The 16,249-nt window shown below is 63.1% G+C and carries 17 protein-coding genes; 3 read left to right on the top strand and 14 right to left on the bottom strand.

Annotated features, from left to right (window positions below; genetic code table 11):
* Window positions 1-138: 138 nt before the first annotated feature.
* Window positions 139-1,032 carry a LysR family transcriptional regulator gene (locus VMA74_RS11330; protein WP_325366990.1) on the bottom strand — a complete coding sequence of 298 codons (894 nt, stop codon included), beginning with the start codon at window positions 1,030-1,032 and terminating at the stop codon, window positions 139-141.
* 103 nt (window positions 1,033-1,135) lie between these two features.
* Between VMA74_RS11330 and VMA74_RS11325 the strand changes: the two genes are divergently transcribed.
* On the top strand, window positions 1,136-2,008 hold the full coding sequence (locus tag VMA74_RS11325; RefSeq protein WP_325366988.1) for an NmrA/HSCARG family protein: 873 nt from the start codon (window positions 1,136-1,138) through the stop codon (window positions 2,006-2,008).
* Window positions 2,009-2,068: 60 nt separating this feature from the next.
* Here VMA74_RS11325 and VMA74_RS11320 read toward each other — a convergent pair whose 3' ends face one another.
* The 11 genes from VMA74_RS11320 to VMA74_RS11270 all read right to left on the bottom strand — a co-directional run bounded on the left by VMA74_RS11320 (window position 2,069) and on the right by VMA74_RS11270 (window position 12,159).
* The gene (locus VMA74_RS11320) at window positions 2,069-2,632 is read right to left on the bottom strand and encodes a lipocalin family protein (protein WP_325366986.1); all 564 of its coding nucleotides are present in this window, start codon (window positions 2,630-2,632) and stop codon (window positions 2,069-2,071) included.
* 31 nt (window positions 2,633-2,663) lie between these two features.
* The gene (locus tag VMA74_RS11315) at window positions 2,664-3,740 is read right to left on the bottom strand and encodes a cyclopropane-fatty-acyl-phospholipid synthase family protein (RefSeq protein ID WP_325366984.1); all 1,077 of its coding nucleotides are present in this window, start codon (window positions 3,738-3,740) and stop codon (window positions 2,664-2,666) included.
* Window positions 3,737-4,519, bottom strand: coding sequence for a DUF1295 domain-containing protein (locus tag VMA74_RS11310; RefSeq protein WP_325366994.1), 783 nt, complete (start codon window positions 4,517-4,519; stop codon window positions 3,737-3,739). The genes VMA74_RS11315 and VMA74_RS11310 overlap by 4 nt, the downstream gene beginning before the upstream one ends.
* Before the next feature lie 11 nt (window positions 4,520-4,530).
* Window positions 4,531-5,094 carry a DUF2878 family protein gene (locus VMA74_RS11305; protein ID WP_325366982.1) on the bottom strand — a complete coding sequence of 188 codons (564 nt, stop codon included), beginning with the start codon at window positions 5,092-5,094 and terminating at the stop codon, window positions 4,531-4,533.
* Window positions 5,094-6,341, bottom strand: a complete 1,248-nt coding sequence (locus VMA74_RS11300) for a cyclopropane-fatty-acyl-phospholipid synthase family protein (protein ID WP_325366980.1) — start codon at window positions 6,339-6,341, stop codon at window positions 5,094-5,096. Before VMA74_RS11300 ends, VMA74_RS11305 begins: the two co-directional genes overlap by 1 nt.
* Window positions 6,338-7,135 (bottom strand): DUF1365 domain-containing protein, encoded by a 798-nt coding sequence (locus VMA74_RS11295; RefSeq protein ID WP_325366978.1) that lies wholly within the window; start codon window positions 7,133-7,135, stop codon window positions 6,338-6,340. Before VMA74_RS11295 ends, VMA74_RS11300 begins: the two co-directional genes overlap by 4 nt.
* On the bottom strand, window positions 7,132-8,421 hold the full coding sequence (locus tag VMA74_RS11290; protein WP_325366976.1) for an NAD(P)/FAD-dependent oxidoreductase: 1,290 nt from the start codon (window positions 8,419-8,421) through the stop codon (window positions 7,132-7,134). The genes VMA74_RS11295 and VMA74_RS11290 overlap by 4 nt, the downstream gene beginning before the upstream one ends.
* Before the next feature lie 3 nt (window positions 8,422-8,424).
* Window positions 8,425-9,402 carry an acyl-CoA desaturase gene (locus tag VMA74_RS11285; protein WP_414649602.1) on the bottom strand — a complete coding sequence of 326 codons (978 nt, stop codon included), beginning with the start codon at window positions 9,400-9,402 and terminating at the stop codon, window positions 8,425-8,427.
* Window positions 9,403-9,465: 63 nt separating this feature from the next.
* Entirely contained in the window at window positions 9,466-10,881 is a 1,416-nt protein-coding gene (locus VMA74_RS11280; RefSeq protein ID WP_325366972.1) for a deoxyribodipyrimidine photo-lyase, read from the bottom strand.
* 46 nt (window positions 10,882-10,927) lie between these two features.
* On the bottom strand, window positions 10,928-11,590 hold the full coding sequence (locus VMA74_RS11275) for a ChrR family anti-sigma-E factor (protein WP_325366970.1): 663 nt from the start codon (window positions 11,588-11,590) through the stop codon (window positions 10,928-10,930).
* A complete protein-coding gene (locus VMA74_RS11270) occupies window positions 11,587-12,159 on the bottom strand; it encodes a sigma-70 family RNA polymerase sigma factor (RefSeq protein ID WP_325366992.1) in 573 nt (190 codons plus the stop codon). The genes VMA74_RS11275 and VMA74_RS11270 overlap by 4 nt, the downstream gene beginning before the upstream one ends.
* A gap of 476 nt (window positions 12,160-12,635) precedes the next feature.
* On the opposite strand from VMA74_RS11270, the gene VMA74_RS11265 reads away from it, so the two are divergent.
* Window positions 12,636-12,980, top strand: a complete 345-nt coding sequence (locus VMA74_RS11265) for a response regulator (RefSeq protein ID WP_325366968.1) — start codon at window positions 12,636-12,638, stop codon at window positions 12,978-12,980.
* 42 nt (window positions 12,981-13,022) lie between these two features.
* On the opposite strand, the gene VMA74_RS11260 is transcribed toward VMA74_RS11265, so the two are convergent.
* Window positions 13,023-13,967, bottom strand: coding sequence for an AraC family transcriptional regulator (locus VMA74_RS11260; RefSeq protein WP_325366966.1), 945 nt, complete (start codon window positions 13,965-13,967; stop codon window positions 13,023-13,025).
* Between the two features lie 93 nt (window positions 13,968-14,060).
* On the opposite strand from VMA74_RS11260, the gene VMA74_RS11255 reads away from it, so the two are divergent.
* Entirely contained in the window at window positions 14,061-15,104 is a 1,044-nt protein-coding gene (locus VMA74_RS11255; RefSeq protein ID WP_325366964.1) for an aldehyde reductase, read from the top strand.
* A gap of 39 nt (window positions 15,105-15,143) precedes the next feature.
* On the opposite strand, the gene VMA74_RS11250 is transcribed toward VMA74_RS11255, so the two are convergent.
* Window positions 15,144-15,725 (bottom strand): TetR/AcrR family transcriptional regulator, encoded by a 582-nt coding sequence (locus VMA74_RS11250; protein WP_325366962.1) that lies wholly within the window; start codon window positions 15,723-15,725, stop codon window positions 15,144-15,146.
* Window positions 15,726-16,249 lie beyond the last annotated feature (524 nt).

Below are 16,249 nucleotides of genomic sequence, written 5' to 3'. Positions count from 1 at the left end.
CCCCCGCCAACCTACACGCTTCGATTCTGGCTCAAGTTCGGAGCATTGCGGTTGGCCGCGCGCCCATCCCACCGTCGCGCCCTGCAGCTGAATTAATCAGAGCATCCATAGGGGCCGTCCGGCTGGAAGAAAGCGCTTTCAATTCCCGACATAGGCGGCAAGTTCGTCAGGCGTCCCGCGTGGAAACGCTTCCCGGAGATAGTCCAGGAACGCGGATACGCGAGCGCCGAGTAGCCGGCGCGTGGGGTAAAGCGCCCAGAGCGCGATCTCCGGCCCCTGCACATCACCCCAGTGCACCAGCGTGCCCGCGTCCAGGTCCGGGCTGACCAGCGATAGTGGAAGACGCGCGGCGCCGACGCCCATGCGAACCGCATCGCGAATCATGAGGAGCGAGGACAGGCTGAGAATGGATTTGGCCAGCACGGTCGACGGCCCTGACGGGCTCATCACCGGCCAGGCTTCGATCTGCTTGGTGGCTTCGCGGGTGACGGCCGGGACCGGCTTGCCGTCGCCGGGAGGCGGCAGGCTGGGGCTTGCCACCACCACCGAGCGATCACGCAGGAAGATGCGCCCGACCAGGTTTGCATCGGGCTGCGGATTGACGCGGATGACCAGGTCATAGGCTTCTTCAATCATGTCCACGGCGCGATCTTCCGCCGTGATCTCCAGCCGCACCTCCGGATACCGAAGCGCAAAACCCGCCGCCAGTTTTCCCATGACGGTCTGCGAGAAAAAAACCGGTGCGCTGATTCGCAATCGACCGCGCACCGTGCGCCCGCCGGAGGCAATCGCCGTGGCGGTCTCTTCCAGCTCGGTCAGCAGCAGGCCGGTTCGTTCGAACAGCGCACGTCCCTCTTCCGTCAGCTTGAGGGAGCGCGCGCCTCGTTCGAACAAACGCATATCGAGGCTGGCCTCCAGCTCGGCCACGCGGCGCGACAGGGTGGCCTTCGGGCGACCGGCCTCGCGCGCGGCCTTGCCGAAGCCGCCGTGACGGGCCACCAGGTTGAAATCGGCAAGTGCGAGCAGGTCCATATGTTCCACCTATGAGACGGTGAGTCTAATTTTAGCGGCTATCCGCAGAAAATTGGATCAATAACATAGCCGGTGTGTTCTCAACCCACCCGGAGTAAATCCCATGACTATCCTCGTTACTGGTGCCACCGGCCGCGTCGGCCGCCAGGTCGTCGACCAACTCGTCCAGCGCGGCGCCCACGTACGTGTGCTCACCCGCGATCCGTCGAAGGCCGCATTCCCTGCTGGTGTCGACGTGGTTCAAGGCGATCTGCTCGACATCGACGCCCTGCGCGCCGCATTCGATGGCGTCAGCAGCTTGTTCCTGCTCAATGCCGTTACCGGCGATGAATTCACCCAGGCGATCCTTACCCTCAATGTGGCCCGCGAGGCGGGGGTCAGGCGAGTGGTCTACCTGTCGGTGATCCACGCAGACCGCTTCGCAAACGTGCCGCACTTCGCGGTGAAGTTCGGCGCCGAGCGGATGTTGCAACAGATGGGCTTCAGCGCGACGATCCTGCGCCCGAGCTACTTCATCGACAACGACCACACGATCAAAGGCGTGGTGCTCAACCACGGTGTCTACCCGATGCCGATCGGTAGCAAAGGACTGGCGATGGTCGATACGCGCGACATTGCCGAAGTGGCCGCCATCGAGCTGCTGCGCCGCGATCAAGCGCCCGCCACCTTGCCGAGTGAAACGATCAACCTGGTCGGCCCCGACACGCTGACGGGCCCGCAGGTGGCGGCCATCTGGTCGGAGGCATTGGGCCGTACCGTGGTGTACGGCGGTGATGATCCGACGGGGTTCGAACAGAACCTGGCCGGCTTCATGCCGAAGTGGATGGCTTACGAGATGCGCCTGATGGCTGAGCGTTTCGTCAGCGACGGCATGCACCCCGAAGTGGGCGACGTCGAGCGCCTGACCAAACTGCTGGGCCGCCCCTTGCATTCCTATCGCGACCTTGTGGACGAAATCACCGCGGTGACCGTCTGAAGCGACGCTGCCTGACGACAAGGCGGGTGGCAGGCGTCCCTCCACCCGCCTCGCAGGTCGTCACTGTCCCGCACCGGGCGTGTTCTTGTCCGGCCAGCGCTGCGGCACCTGGCGCAGCTGCGACATGTCGTAACCGAGCGATTTCACCTTTTGCATCAGCGCCTGGTAGACATCCGGCGACACGCTTGGCGTTCGCGCCATGACCCAGGTGTAGTCGCGCGCATCGCGGGCAACGATGGTTTCACCGTAATCCTTGCTGAGATAAGCCACGATGTACTGCGCCCGCAACGGCCAGAACAATTGCACGCCCCAGACGGCGTTGCCGGTGCCGGGCTTGACGATGCCTAGCGAGTGAATGCTTTTTTCGGACGCATCGAAGCCGCCATTGTTGAAACGGAACGCCGTGTAGACATTGCCATCCGGTTGCAGCGTGTAAGTTTCCACGGCGTTATAGGCATTTCGCTCGAAACGGGTGGGAATGGATGCAATCACGTACCACCGGCCCATGAACCGCGTCAGGTCGACATAAGGCACGGGCTGGATCGGCGGCGGTGCAGCCGCGCCAGCGCCCATCGAAGCCAAGGTGAAGCCGAAGGCGGCCACTACCTTTTTTGCGGCATGCATAAGAATGCTCTCTTGCAATGATGGAGATGCTTCAGCGCACGAAGCGATAGTGGGCCACGAGCCACTCCTGCCCATCGGCATATCCAAACAATTCGGCGCACGCCATCCAAAACATGCGCCACCGCTGAAACCACAGCGAAGCGTTTGCCCCATAGACCTGCTGCAGCACGGGCATGACCTGCTCGCGCAGGCTGTCCTGGCGCGCCAGCCAATGATCGGCGGTTCGGCGGTAATGCTCGCCGCCTACCAGCCAGCGCTGTTCCAGCGAAAGGCCGCGCTGGAACCACAGCAGGCTGTCGACCGAGGGCATCAGGCCGCCGGTAAAGAAGTGCCGCCCCAGCCAGTTGTCATCGCCCTGGGTTTCAAAGGGATACATCAGCGTGCGATGCGCGAAGATGTGCACGAACAGCTTGCCGCCGGGCTTGAGCCAGTCGCCGATGCGGGCCAGCAGTTGTTCGTAGTTGCGCATGTGCTCGAACATCTCGATCGAGACGCATCGATCAAATTGCGCTGTACCAAGCTGCAGCGTATTCACGTCGCAGGTCATGACCTTCACGTTGAACAAGCCGCGCCGGCGGCATTCCGCTTCGATATGCAGGCGCTGGCTGTGGGAATTGGACACGGCAAGGATGTGCGAATCGGGAAAGCGCTCGGCCATCCACAACGTCAGCGAGCCCCAGCCGCATCCCAGTTCAAGGATGCGTTGGTCATTGGCCAGTTCTGCGCGCTCGGCATAAAGCTTGAGCATGGCCTCTTCGGCCTCGGCCAGTGATTCGCTACCGGTCGGGTAAAAGCAGCACGAGTATTTGAGGCGTGGCCCCAGGCAAAGCTTGAAGAACTCGGCGGGCAGTTCGTAGTGCTGGCGGTTGGCGGCCTCCGTCTCGACCGCGATCGGGCTTTCCCGCAGCGTGTCGATGAGCGATTGAAAGCGATGCGCCTGCGCCTCCACGCCAGGGGCGCGTTCCTGCCGCAAGCGTTGCGCGCAAAGACGGCGAATGCCATGGCGTAGCAGACCATCCGCGATCCAACCGCGTTCGGCCCAGCCAAGCCATCCCGGTGCTGGACGGTCGGGGGACAACGATGGCAGGTCGGCAACCCACGTATTCATGTGCGTAACCCTTTTTCAGGAAGATGTTTGGGAAACCAGGGAAACAGCATCGGCGTGCTTTGCTGATAGCGCCGGTAGTCTTCGCCACGCGAGCGCAAGGCCTGGGCTTCGGTAAACGGAATGCCGCTGATCCAGCGCAAGAACACGTACATCAGCACGGGCCCTGACCATGCCAGCCACGCCAGCGGCGAACCGATCGCCAAGGCCACATAGGCAAACCAATGCAGCCATTCGAAGAAATAATTGGGATGGCGCGAATAACGCCACAAACCGCGTTGGCAGGTTTTCCCGCGATGCGCCGGCACGGCCCGGAACGCGGCCAGCTGCCTGTCTGCGATCGCTTCGCCGGTGACCGAGACGATCCAGATTCCTACACCCGCGATCAGCCACGCGGGGCGCGATTGCGCATTGCAGGCGGCAGCCAGGAACGGCAGCGAAAACAACACGATCAACCCAGCTTGCAGTTGAAAGAAACCGAAGAATTTCAGCTGGCTGTTTTGCCAGTGCGCGCGCAGGTAGCGATAGCGCCCATCTTCGACTTCGCTTCCCACGCGCCGCCACAAATGCGCGGCAAGCCGCCCTCCCCAGATGGCGCCGAGTGCACCGGTAGCCGTGCGATGCAAGGCATCGCCCGGTGCCAGCAGCGCCATCAGTACGGCGGCGCCGGCAAGCCCGCCCGCCCACAGCACGTCGACGATGCCGGCGTTGTGGCGGTGCAACTGCCAGCGCCATCCCCATGTCATCGCTAATGCCGCAAGCACCCATACCAGGCACAACAGCGTGATGGCACTCATAGGATGTCTCCCTGCCCTGGCGATGCCGTGACCGCTCCGCTGCGATGTCCCAGCGCGACGAGCAACGGCAGCGCCACGCTCCAGCCCACGGCAATCGCACACCAGCCGCGCCAGACTGGCGCCGTCACCCATACCGCGTGCCAACCATGCTCGGCTGCTGCATAAGCAAGTGGACCGCCCACGCCGCCCACGATCACGCCCAGCCAGGGACGTCCGCGCAGATAGCCGAACAGCGGCAGCACCGTCAGCGCAAAGCACGCCCACAGTCCCAGGATCCACACTGGCACCGGCAGCATTGGCGAGGTGGAGGCGTAGCTGACCCAGCCGTTGCGAATCCACACGCTTTCCATGCCCGCCCCAAGCAACAAGGCCACGGCCAACAGCTGACACTCGAGCCACCGTTGCTGCGATTCCAGCAGGCGCCAGCTCACGAACAACGTGGCCGCCAGCACGCCGAGCCATGCCATGCCGCTGCCTGCTGCGGTCACCGTGCAGAACCAGACGGCCTCATACGCGAACAGCGTGAGCCAAAACGTCATCACGTGGCTGCGCATGGTCATCAGCCCGCGCGATAGCCGGGCTTGGCCAGCACCAGATGAGCCACGCCGATGGAGCGTTCGCGGAAACCGCCTTCGCAATAGGCAAGGTAGAACTCCCACATGCGAATGAAGCGCTCGTCGAATCCCAGCTGTCGCACGCGATCCAGGCGGCTCATGAAGCGCCCGCGCCAGGCCTGCAGGGTTTGCGCGTAAGACACGCCGAAATCGCTGAGCTCAACCAGCGAAAGATCGCTGCCGCCGGTCTTTGCCGCGATCAATGCGTCGATGGAGGGAATGAAGCTGCCTGGAAAGATGAAGCGCTTGATGAAGTCGACCGTCTTCAGCGCCTGTTGGTAGCGGTGATCCTCGATGGTGATGGCCTGCAGCACCGCCAAGCCCTCCGGCTTGAGCAGGGCCGACAGCTTGGCGAAATAGGCAGGCAGGAATTCCGCGCCGATGGCTTCCACCATTTCGATCGAGACGAGTTTGTCGTACTGGCCGTGCAGATCGCGGTAGTCCTGCAGCAGCACCGTCACCCGGCCCGCCAGGCCGGCCTCGGCGACGCGTGCGCTTGCCAGCGCGTGCTGCTCGCGCGAGATGGTCGTAGTGGTGACGCGGCAGCCGTAATGGCTGGCCGCATAAATGGCAAAGCCGCCCCAGCCGCTGCCGATTTCCATCACGTGATCGCTGGCCTGCAGCCGCAGGCGCTCGCAGATCCGCTGCAGCTTGCGTTGCGACGCCGCCTCCAGCGTGTCGATGCCCGGCTCCCATAACGCCGAGGAATACATCAGGTCAGGCGACAGGAACAAACCGAAGAAGTCGTTGCCGAGGTCGTAATGCGCAGCAATGTTCTTGCGGCTTCCCGCGCGCGTATTGCGCCGCCAAGCGTGCCACATGCGCATGGCGGCTCCGCCCAAACGAGCGAAACCCGTTTCCATGTCATCGAGCAGATCGCGATTGCGCACGAGCAGGCGCACCAGGCCGACCAGGTTGTCGCACGACCAGGCACCGTCCATGTAGGCTTCTCCCGCACCCACGCTGCCGTTGGCCGCGACTGCACGGTAGAAATCCATGTCCCTTACTTGCACGTGCACGGTGGCATCCGTCGCCTGCACATTGCGCTCGCCCAGTGTCTCGGTTCCCAGGGCGTCGCTTACGATCAGCCGCCCGTGGCGAAGCGGGCGCAGCCGCTTGAGCAGGCCTGCACGCAGCGCGCGCTGCATCACGCCGATTCCGGCCGTGCTGGGTTGATCGACTGCTGCATTCATTGTGAGCCTCTCGATAGGCGAGGATGGTCGTAGACCGGATTGCGCTTCAGCCACAGCCGCCCTGCCTGCCAGTGGATCGCGCCCATCACCTGCAGGGTCATCATGGGATAGCGCCACAGCACCCGTGCCAGGGTCCGCGCGCACAGCGGGCGCCGGATCATGCGCAGGTGCGCCTGGAACTGGCGTTGCCCGCGCTTGGCGACATCCATGTGCACGTGAAGGTTGTCGCCCGGCGTGGTGAAACGCCAGGCGTACTGGCAATCCATCGGCATGAACGGCGACACGTGAAAAGTCTTGGCAAACTCCCACACCAGCGCCCTGCCCTGCTTGAGCGCATCCTCGATGGGCAGCACATACGCGTGCCGTTCCTTCCATGGCGTATTGGTGATCTCCGCCACAATCGCCGCCAGCGTCCGGCCATCGGCCGCATAGCAGTAATAGAAGGTCACCGGGTTGAAGACGTAACCGAAGTAACGCAAATGCGTGAGCATGCGTATCGGGCCTGTCAGCCATTCACCGGTAGCCTGTTCCACGGTTCGCCGAACCGCCTCGGCCAGAGGTACTTGCGGGTCGCCCAGATAATCGCTGCGGCGGAATTGCGCCAGGTTCGCACGGTTGACCGACCAGCATGCATGCCGCGCGAACACCTGGTCGATTTCGTCCAGATCGAGATAGAGCTGTGCGATCGGATAATGAAAAGCGTGCGGATGGGGCGCCAGCCGCCGGTGCTCCACCACACCTTCATAAACCGCGCTGGCCAGCGTTTCCCCGGCCACCTCATCAAGCGCATTCACGCGACACACTCCTGCGCCGCCTGCACTGGCGCGCGCGTTTCCTCCGGCCAGCGAACGCCGAGCGCGTGGGCGATGTCCACCGCGCTGCGGATGCCGTCCTCGTGAAAGCCCCAGCCCCAATAGGCCCCCGCGTACCAGGTGCGTTGCTTGCCCTGGATGTCCTGCTTGCGCTGGCGTGCGGCGACTGAGGCGCGCGTATACACGGGATGGTGATAACGCATGCGCCGAAGAACCTTGTTCTCGTCGATCGCGTGGCTGCGATTGAGCGTCACCACGAACGGCTTTTGCGCCTGGATACCTTGCAGCAGGTTCATGCAATAGCTCACCGTGCACGCATCATCCGCACCGGCGGGCACCAAAGCATTCCACGCTGCCCAGGCTTTGCTGGCACGCGGCAACAGGCGCGCATCGGTGTGCAATACCACGTCGTTTGCCTGGTAAGGCATGGCGCCCAGCACGGCGCGCTCCGCGTCGCTCGGCTCGGCCAGCGCACGCAGCGCCTGGTCGCTGTGGCAGGCCAGGACGACATGGTCGTACCGCTCCACGCCGCGGTGTGTGTGAATCGACACGCCATCCAGCTGCCGTTGCACCGACAGCACCGGACAGTTGAGGCGCTCCGTGACGCGCCAGTGCCTGCGCATGGCTTGCACGTAGCGTTGCGATCCACCCTCCACCACGCGCCATGCCGGCCGGCCGCTCACCTGCAGCATCTGGTGGTTGGCCATGAACTGCACCAGGTAGCGCATCGGAAACCGCAGGATGTCGCGCGGCGGCGCGGACCACAACGCCGATGCCATCGGCACCAGGTGATCGTCGCGGAAAGCCGTTCCGTACCGGTGCTGCGCCAGCCATTCGCCCAGGGTTGGCTCCTCGCCGTCCTCGTCCAGCAGCGCCGGCGCCTCACGGTAGAAACGAAACAGATCCCGCACCATGCCGAGAAAGCGCGGCGAGCATAGGTTGCGGCGCTGGCAGAACAAGGCGTCCAGCGAGGTGGCGTTGTATTCGAGCCCGCTTGCTTCGTTGTGCACGGAAAAGCTCATGCTGGTGGGCTTGGAGCCGACACCCAGTTCCGCAAACAGGCGGGTGAGCAAGGGATAATGCTGGGGGTTGAAGACGATGAAACCGGTATCGATGGCATACGTTTGGCCATCCAGTTCGATGGCATGCGTATGCGTGTGGCCACCCAGGTAATCGTTGGCTTCGTAGAGGGTCACGGCGTGCTTGCGCGACAACAGCCACGCCGATGCCAGGCCTGCTATGCCCGATCCGACCACGGCGATCCGCATGGCTCAACCCCTCGCCTTGGCGGCCAGCCACGCCGGCACGGGTTTGAGATCGCGCACCAGGCCGAGGGCGGCGAGCGCCTTCAGGCCATAAAAGGTGAAGTCGACCTCCCACCACCGGAAGCCCTGCCTGGCGGACCCCGGATAGAAATGATGATTGTTGTGCCAGCCCTCGCCGAACGTGATCAGCGCCAGCCAGAGATTGTTGCGGCTGTTGTCGTTGGTCTGGAAACGGCGCGCGCCGAAGCGATGCGCCAGCGAATTGATGGTGACCGTTGCATGAAACAGCACCACCGTAGAGATGAAGAATCCCCAGACCAGCATCTGGCCGCCGCTGGTGCCCAGCGCAGGCGCCACATGCTTAAGCCAGGTGCCAACGCCGAACAGCACGCCGGCCAGGATGACGGGAACCAACGTGTCGTAGCGGTCGAGCCAGCGCAGTTCCGGGAAAGCGGCCAGATCCGGCACGCGTGCGATATCCGTGCGAAACGCCTGCGTGGTGAGGAACCAGCCCAGATGACTCCAGAGAAACCCGCGCAGGGTCGGTGAATGCGGGTCCTGCTGCGTGTCGGCGTGACGATGATGCTGGCGATGATGCGCGGCCCACCACAGCGGGCCACGCTGCACGCAGGAGGCACCAATCACCGCGAACACGAACTGCACGGCACGCGACGTACGAAAAGTGCGGTGCGAAAAGTACCGATGGTAAAACCCGGTGAGCGCAAACATCCGAATGGCATACAGCGCCACCGCCGTTGCGATCGCCAGCTTGGACACGCCCACCCATATCACGCCCAGGCAAGCCAGGTGCATGCCCAGAAAGGGGATCGCACGCAGCCAGTCGATCGCGTCTTCGTCTTTGGATGCGGCCTCACTGGCCGAGGCCGTATCGAACCAGCAGCGCAATGCGGCGACTACGCGCCTGCGAGGTGTTACTGCCTGCTTTTGCGCAGAAACCGCGAGCTGTTTGCCGGTAGCCATGATGCCGTCCTTCGACCTTGTATGGCTTCATACGGAAGCGGCCGGTGAACGGATGCAGGTCGCGCTTCACTCACGCCATGATGCGTAAGCCCCCAGCGCCTGCGCGCGTGAGGTGGCCAGATCCAGCATGGGCATCGGGTAGCCCGTGCGGACGCATGCGCCGGGATCCCGCCACGGCTCGTGCACCAGTTCGGCTGGCAGGGCGGCGAGTTCGGGCAGCCATCGGCGCAGATAGGTGGCATCCGGATCAAATTTTCGAGCCTGCGTCACTGGATTGAACACGCGGAAGTAAGGCGCGGCATCTGCCCCGCAGCCGGCCACCCATTGCCAGCCCAGCGTGTTGTTGGCGAGGTCTGCATCCACCAAGGTGTCCCAGAACCATCGTGCGCCATGCAGCCAATGCTGCCGCAGGTTTTTGGTCAACCAGCTCGCCACCACCATGCGCACACGGTTGTGCATCCAGCCGGTATGCCAGAGTTCGCGCATGCCCGCGTCGATCAGCGGAATACCCGTGCGTCCTTGCTGCCAGCGTTGCAACATCCGCTCGTCGTCGGCCGCCCAGGGAAAGTCGGCGAACCTGGGGTTGAAGTTTTCGGTAGGCGTGTGGGGAAAGTGATAAAGCAGGTGATAGGCAAACTCGCGCCAGCCGAGCTCGCGCAGATAAGGCTCGATATCCGGCCGCCGGCGCGTGTCCAGGCGATGCGCATGCTGGTGCAAGGCGTGCAGAATCTGCCGCGGCGAGATCTCGCCAAAATGCAGATGCGGCGAGAGCCGGGAGGTGCCATGCCGCGCTGGCAGGTCCCTACCCGTTGCATAGTCGGTCAACGCATCATCACAGAACAGCTCCAGCGCCTCCCATGCACCCTGCTCACCGGGTCGCCAGATCGACCCGAAGCCGTGATCCCAACGGATGCGTGGCAATAGCTTGAAAGCATCCAGCGGCAAACTCACCGGAAGTTCGGCCCAGCCCGTTCCCATGGGCTCCGGCAACGGCGCGACGGCAGCCACGCCAGGGCGCACACTGCGCCAATAGGGCGTAAAGACGCGATACGGCTCGCCGTGCTTGGTCTGCGCCTGCCACGGCTCGCACCACAGCGCGGCCGAATAGCTATGGACCTGGATGCCGAGCCCGCCAAGCACCTGCTTGATGTGCATGTCGCGCTTGATCAGCGCCGGCTCGTACAGGCGGTTCCAATACACCGCCGTGGCGCCGCTGCGCTCGATGACGTGCCGCAGCACTTCCAGGGTATCCCCCTGGCGCAGATGCAAGCTGGCACCCTGCTCCTGCAGCTGCTGCTGCAATGCCTGCAAGGAGTGATGCAGCCACCACTGGCTGGCGCGCCCGATCTGCCACGGCGCCTCCTCGTGCGGGGCATGCACGTATAACGGCAAGACACGCGCGTGCGCCGCGCAGGCGGCGGCCAGGGCCGGGTTGTCTTTCAGCCGCAGATCGCGGCGGAAAAGCATGATGGCAGTCGTCATGGATGGATCGCTACGCGGTGTCGTCTGTTCTCGGCGCCGCCAGGCGTTAGAGCTTGATCAAAGGCTGCAGCATGCGCGCAAGCCAGCCTTCGAAGCGCAACGGCGCATCGGTCGCGGCAACGCAGATGCATGGTCCACCGGGCATCGTGACCGGCTGATGCGTGACGTCGCTGTCGAGGTCCGCCACGTCGCCTGGTGCAAAATGCCCCAGGCCATCCTGATAAGAGCCCCGCAGGATCATCGTCAGTTCGTTGCCGCCGTGGCTGTGCATCGGCACGCTTTTCCCCGGGGCGATGCGCAGCAGCATCAAGCTGCCGTCGGAGACGTTCGCGGCGCGGATGATGTGCATACCGGGCGCCACGCTTTTCCAACGCAGCGCGCTGAAGCGCTCTCCAAAATAAGGGTGCAGCGCTGCCGGCAGCGCATCAGGATCGACCACCTTGGGGGCCGCTGGCGGCGTGAACGGCGCCTCGATGGGCGTGGATGCCAGCTTGGCCAGCATCGCCTCGCGCGCCTGGGCCGGGGGCTGCGCGCCTTCCCATGGCTGTGCCAACAACGCCCCGCCAATGGCGTCGGCGTCGCCCACACTGTCGCGGCAACGCTGGCAGATCGACAGATGCGCTGCTACCACCACCGCGAATGCGTCGGGAAGCGCCCCCGCCGAATAGCCGACGATCGTGGCTTCATCAAGATGATGGTGCGGCATCATGGGGTGGACCTCATGCTGCTCTGCAGCTTGGAAAACGCCCGGCGCAAATGCGATTTGACCGAACCGAGCGGCATCCCCAGTTCCTTGGCGATTTCGCTGTGGCTTTTGGATTCAAAGTAAGACATGCGTATCAAACGTGCCTGTACGGCCGACAGTTCATCGATCGCCCGCTTCAGATTGGCCTGGTCGGTGAACGACTCGGCGGAATGATCGAGATGGGAAGCTGCTTGCTCCTCCAGCCAATCGGCCCCCTCTTCGATCGGCACCCAGGCGGCTGGCTCGCCGCGTGCATGATCGATGTAGAGATTGCGGGCGATCCGAAACAACCAGGTAGACAGACTGGCGCGTGCAGGGTCGAACAGGTCCGCGCGCCGCCATAGCCGCAACATGGTCTCTTGCACCAGTTCCTGCCCTTGCGCTTCACTCAGCCCAAGCCCCAGCAGATATCGATGCAAGCGCGGGAAAAAGTAATCGTAGATCCGCATGAAGCTGTCGACATCCCGGTTCCGGGCAATCGCGGCGATCTGGTCCGACCAAAAGCGTGCGTCGATAACCGTTTGATTCACCATCGTGGATGCGCGTCGCCTAAGCTGGAAGGGTGTGACGTTCATGACATGTGTACCGCGCACCATGGTAGCTGTAATCAACCCGCCAGACCCCGCGGCCGCCAGGACGACGATGGGGCCAGCGCCCGCTGGGGCGCGATCCTGCTCACCCTTCATACGTACGAACGGGGCGTTTGGATGCACGGGATGGTGCAAGGCGCCGAACTTAAGGACGTAGCGCGCTCCTTCGTAGGTTGGCGATGAGGCGCCAGCCGAACCCCAACGGCGTCACCTGCATGGCGACGTTGGGGTTCGCGTACGCTCACCGCCAGCCTACGTTCGGAGCGTTGGCAAAGGCCGGGCGCGACGCACGTTCGCCGGCAGGATCGGTGCATCCAAAATCCGCCGCTGCCCGTAAGTAGCTTTTACGATCACGCCGCGGAGCGTGCGCTTTCCACACATCGTATTCGCCCAAACAGCATCAGCCGATCATATTCATCATGACAAGAGTGCTTTTAGTCGAAGACGATCCAGACGTCGCAGCAGCTTGCCGGGCCATGCTGGAACATCTGGGGTGTTTCGTTCTACTGGCGAACGATGGCCGCCAAGGGCTGGAACTCATCATGAGCATGCACCCGGACATCGTCATCACCGATGTCATGATGCCGGTGATGTCCGGCTTCGAAATGATTGAGCGAGCGCGGGCGATGCAGTACGAAGGACCCATCGTCGTATGCAGCGCCATTCCGGAGCAGGATCATCGTAACCACCATGCCCGCTACGATGCGTTTCTTCAAAAGCCCTATCGCCTGAAGGATCTGGCAATGATCCTGGCGAAATTTTGAAATACCTCGAAAGTTTTCTTACCCAATCACCGCTAAAAGTCGCTACTCGCTTTGTCCACCGTAAGCCAGCTTGCGCTCACTGGATAGCCGGAACGCTTTCGGAGATTGCCCGGTAACACGCTTGAACGCATTGCTGAAAGCGCTCTCCGATGCATAGCCAAGCGTTTGAGCAATGGCTGCGATCGGGCGCTTCTCCTCACGCAGTGCGCGCTCGGCCAGGCGCATGCGCCATTGCGTGAGGTAGGTCAGCGGCGCCACGCCCGCGGCGGCCTTGAAATGGAAAGCAAACGTCGTGCGCGACATGGCGCATGCCGTGGCCAGTTCGTCCAGATGCCAGGCGCGTGCCGGATCGCCGTGCATCAACCGCAGGGCGCGTGCAATGCGCGGATCGCCCAGCGCGCGCAGCCATCCGGCAGGCATCGGGGCGGACGTGTTCAAGTGCGCGCGCAAGATCTGGATAAAAAGAAGCTGGGCCAGTTGCGCCGATGCAAGCTGGCTGCCCGGCAGTTCGCTGGCCCGTTCTTCCATCAACTGATCGAGCAACCGGCGAAAGGCGGTCGCCTGCGGCGAACTGGCCGGCACGTGGATCCATGGCGGCAGGACATCCGAAAGCAGCCGCCCGCTGGTCGCGTCCAGCAGGACATGCCCGCCAATGTGCGCGAAGTCGGTGCCCTCGCCCCATTGCACGGCTGCCTTGCCTGCAGCGGAAAACACGCTCATGGCGTCTACCGCCGCGATATCCGGGGCGCTGGCAAGGATGAAGGACCGCTTGGCCGACAACAGCCCCACATCGCCCGTGTCGAAGTGAATCGGTTCTGCCATGCCCTCGATGCGCACCCAACAATGGCCCTTCACCACGGCAAAGAACTTGATCTTGTCCGGTGCCGGAAAACGGATGGCCCATGCGCCGCCTGCGGTAAAGCCGCCCGTCACGACGGATTCGGTCTTGGTGAACCTGAGGATGTCGGAGAAGGGATCGGCGCTCACGTCCGTACTTTCGCGCAAGTAAGTTGTACTTTTAATTATTCACAGTGCGGCAACCCCTGTCTAACCTGATGGCTCATCCATTGAGGCTCAGGCATGAACGAACCGTTGGTACTCGTCACGGGCGGAACCGGTTTCATTGCGCAGCATTGCATGCTCGCCCTGCTGCGCGAGGGATATCGCGTGCGAACAACAGTTCGCTCGCCCGGCCGCGAATTGGAAGTGCGAAGCAACCTCAAGACGGGCGGCATTGATCCCGGCGATCGCCTCTCGTTTGTCACGGCCGATTTGAACGACGACCACGGCTGGGCAGAGGCGGTGGCGCATTGCACGTATGTGCTGCACGGCGCTTCGCCAACGCCTTCCGGGCATCACGCGCAAGAGAAGGATTGGATCGAACCGGCGGTGGGCGGCAACTTGCGGGTTCTGCGCGCGGCGCGCGATGCAGGCGTGCAGCGCGTGGTGCTGACCTCCGCCTTCGGTGCGATTTGTGCCGGACATCCACCGCTGGGGCGGCCTTTCAATGAAACGGACTGGAGCAACCTGACCGGTCACGTATGGCCATACCAGAAGTCGAAAACCCTGGCCGAACGTGCGGCCTGGGAATTCATCGCGCGCGAAGGACAAGGATTGGAACTATCGGCCATCAACCCGACCGCCGTGCTTGGCCCGGTGCTGGGCGCCGACTACTCGCATTCGATCCAGCTGATAACGCGCATGTTGAACGGTCAACGTGGCTGCCCCAAGCTGAACTGTGGTTTTGTCGATGTGCGAGACGTGGCGGACCTGCACCTGCGCGCCATGACACATCCCGGTGCCAAGGGCGAACGCTTTCTTGCGACGGCCGGCGAAAGCCTGTGGCTGATCGAAGTGGCGAAAGTGCTGCGCCGTCGCATGGGCGCTGCGGGCAGTAAGGCGCCGACATGGGAACTGCCCAACTGGCTGGTACGCCTCTGGGCGCGCCGCAACCCAAGCCTGCGCGGTATGGCGACGCTACTGGGCAGGAACATGAATGCCACGAGCGAAAAAGCCACGCGCCTGCTCGGATGGACGCCGCGCTCCAGTGAAGAGGCCATTGTGGCCACCGCCGAGAGTTTGCTTCGGCTTGGCCTGGTCAACTCGGCGAGCGAAGCGTCGTAAGTGCATGCGCGGCCTGCGGTGGATTAAATCAGAGCATCCTTAAGCATGATTTTGCGAAAAGAGGAGTGCCCGCACGACCATTCCAACGCGTTCAACGCGCGCACTGGGCCTGATTCGGCCTGACCGTTCAAGTTCGGCGAGCCCATGAAGGGCGGCCCAAAAAGTCTCGGTCGCGACTTCCACGTCGGCGCAGAACGGGGTTACGACCGAAGCAAGCGCTTGGAAAGCCGCCTGCAATGCCGGTTTGGTTTCAGCGTCGGCGAACCGCAGATCTGTCGGGAGAGTAAACATGGCGTCGTAGACCGCGGGATGGCGCATTGCGAAGCCGAGATAGGACATGGCGGCCTTCTCTACGGCATCTTTTTGACCGCTCGATCCGCGCACGGCTTCCCGAAGGGCTTCTGCGATCTCCCGGAAACCCTCGAGTGCAACCGCGGCGACGATCGCATCCCTGTTCTCGAAGTGGGAGTAAAGAACCGGCTGGCTGTATTCGATCTCTCTGGCCAAGCGGCGGAGTGTTACAGCGTCCCACCCTTCGCTCTCCGCGATTGCGCGCGCCGACGCGATGATGCGGTTTTCGCGTTCTGCCCGGTGCCTGCCTTTTCGCTCTGCGATACTCAAGCTTCGCTCTCCTGCACGATGTGCTCTTGGGGCCTGTTTAAGCGCGCTGCCTTGCAGTCCCCGGCGCATGTGGCTCAAACATGCAACCGCGGCATAGCCATGTACGCCATGGCTGTACGCGGCTTGGGCTCGCACTTCGGCCGGGATGCGTTCATGGCGATCCGCGTGGCTTGCGGCTCCTGCGTTCGGTCATCAGGGTATCGCAGCATCCTATTGGTGCAAGAAATATTGTCAACGCTAGATTTTCGTTGACACGGAATCTAGCAATGCTAGTATTTCTTCACTCGATAGGAGAACCGTATGGTTTTAGCGGGTAATTGGCTGTGTGGCCCGATCGCGGCCGGCATCGTGTGTCTCGGGTCGCGCTTTGGGTGGGGGCCGGCTGCTGCATCGGCCGACTTTGGTATCGCCGACTCCCCGCCGGCCTCGCCCGGGTTTAAAGCGTGCTGTCCGTGAAGGGCACGCGAGATATCGCCGCTGGGCTTTTTGTCCTCCTGCTCATGGCCCATGGATCGCCACGGTTG

Source organism: Dyella sp., assembly GCF_035508675.1.
In the GTDB taxonomy this organism is placed as follows: Bacteria; Pseudomonadota; Gammaproteobacteria; order Xanthomonadales; family Rhodanobacteraceae; genus Dyella_B.
This window is presented reverse-complemented; position numbering and strand designations above follow the sequence as displayed.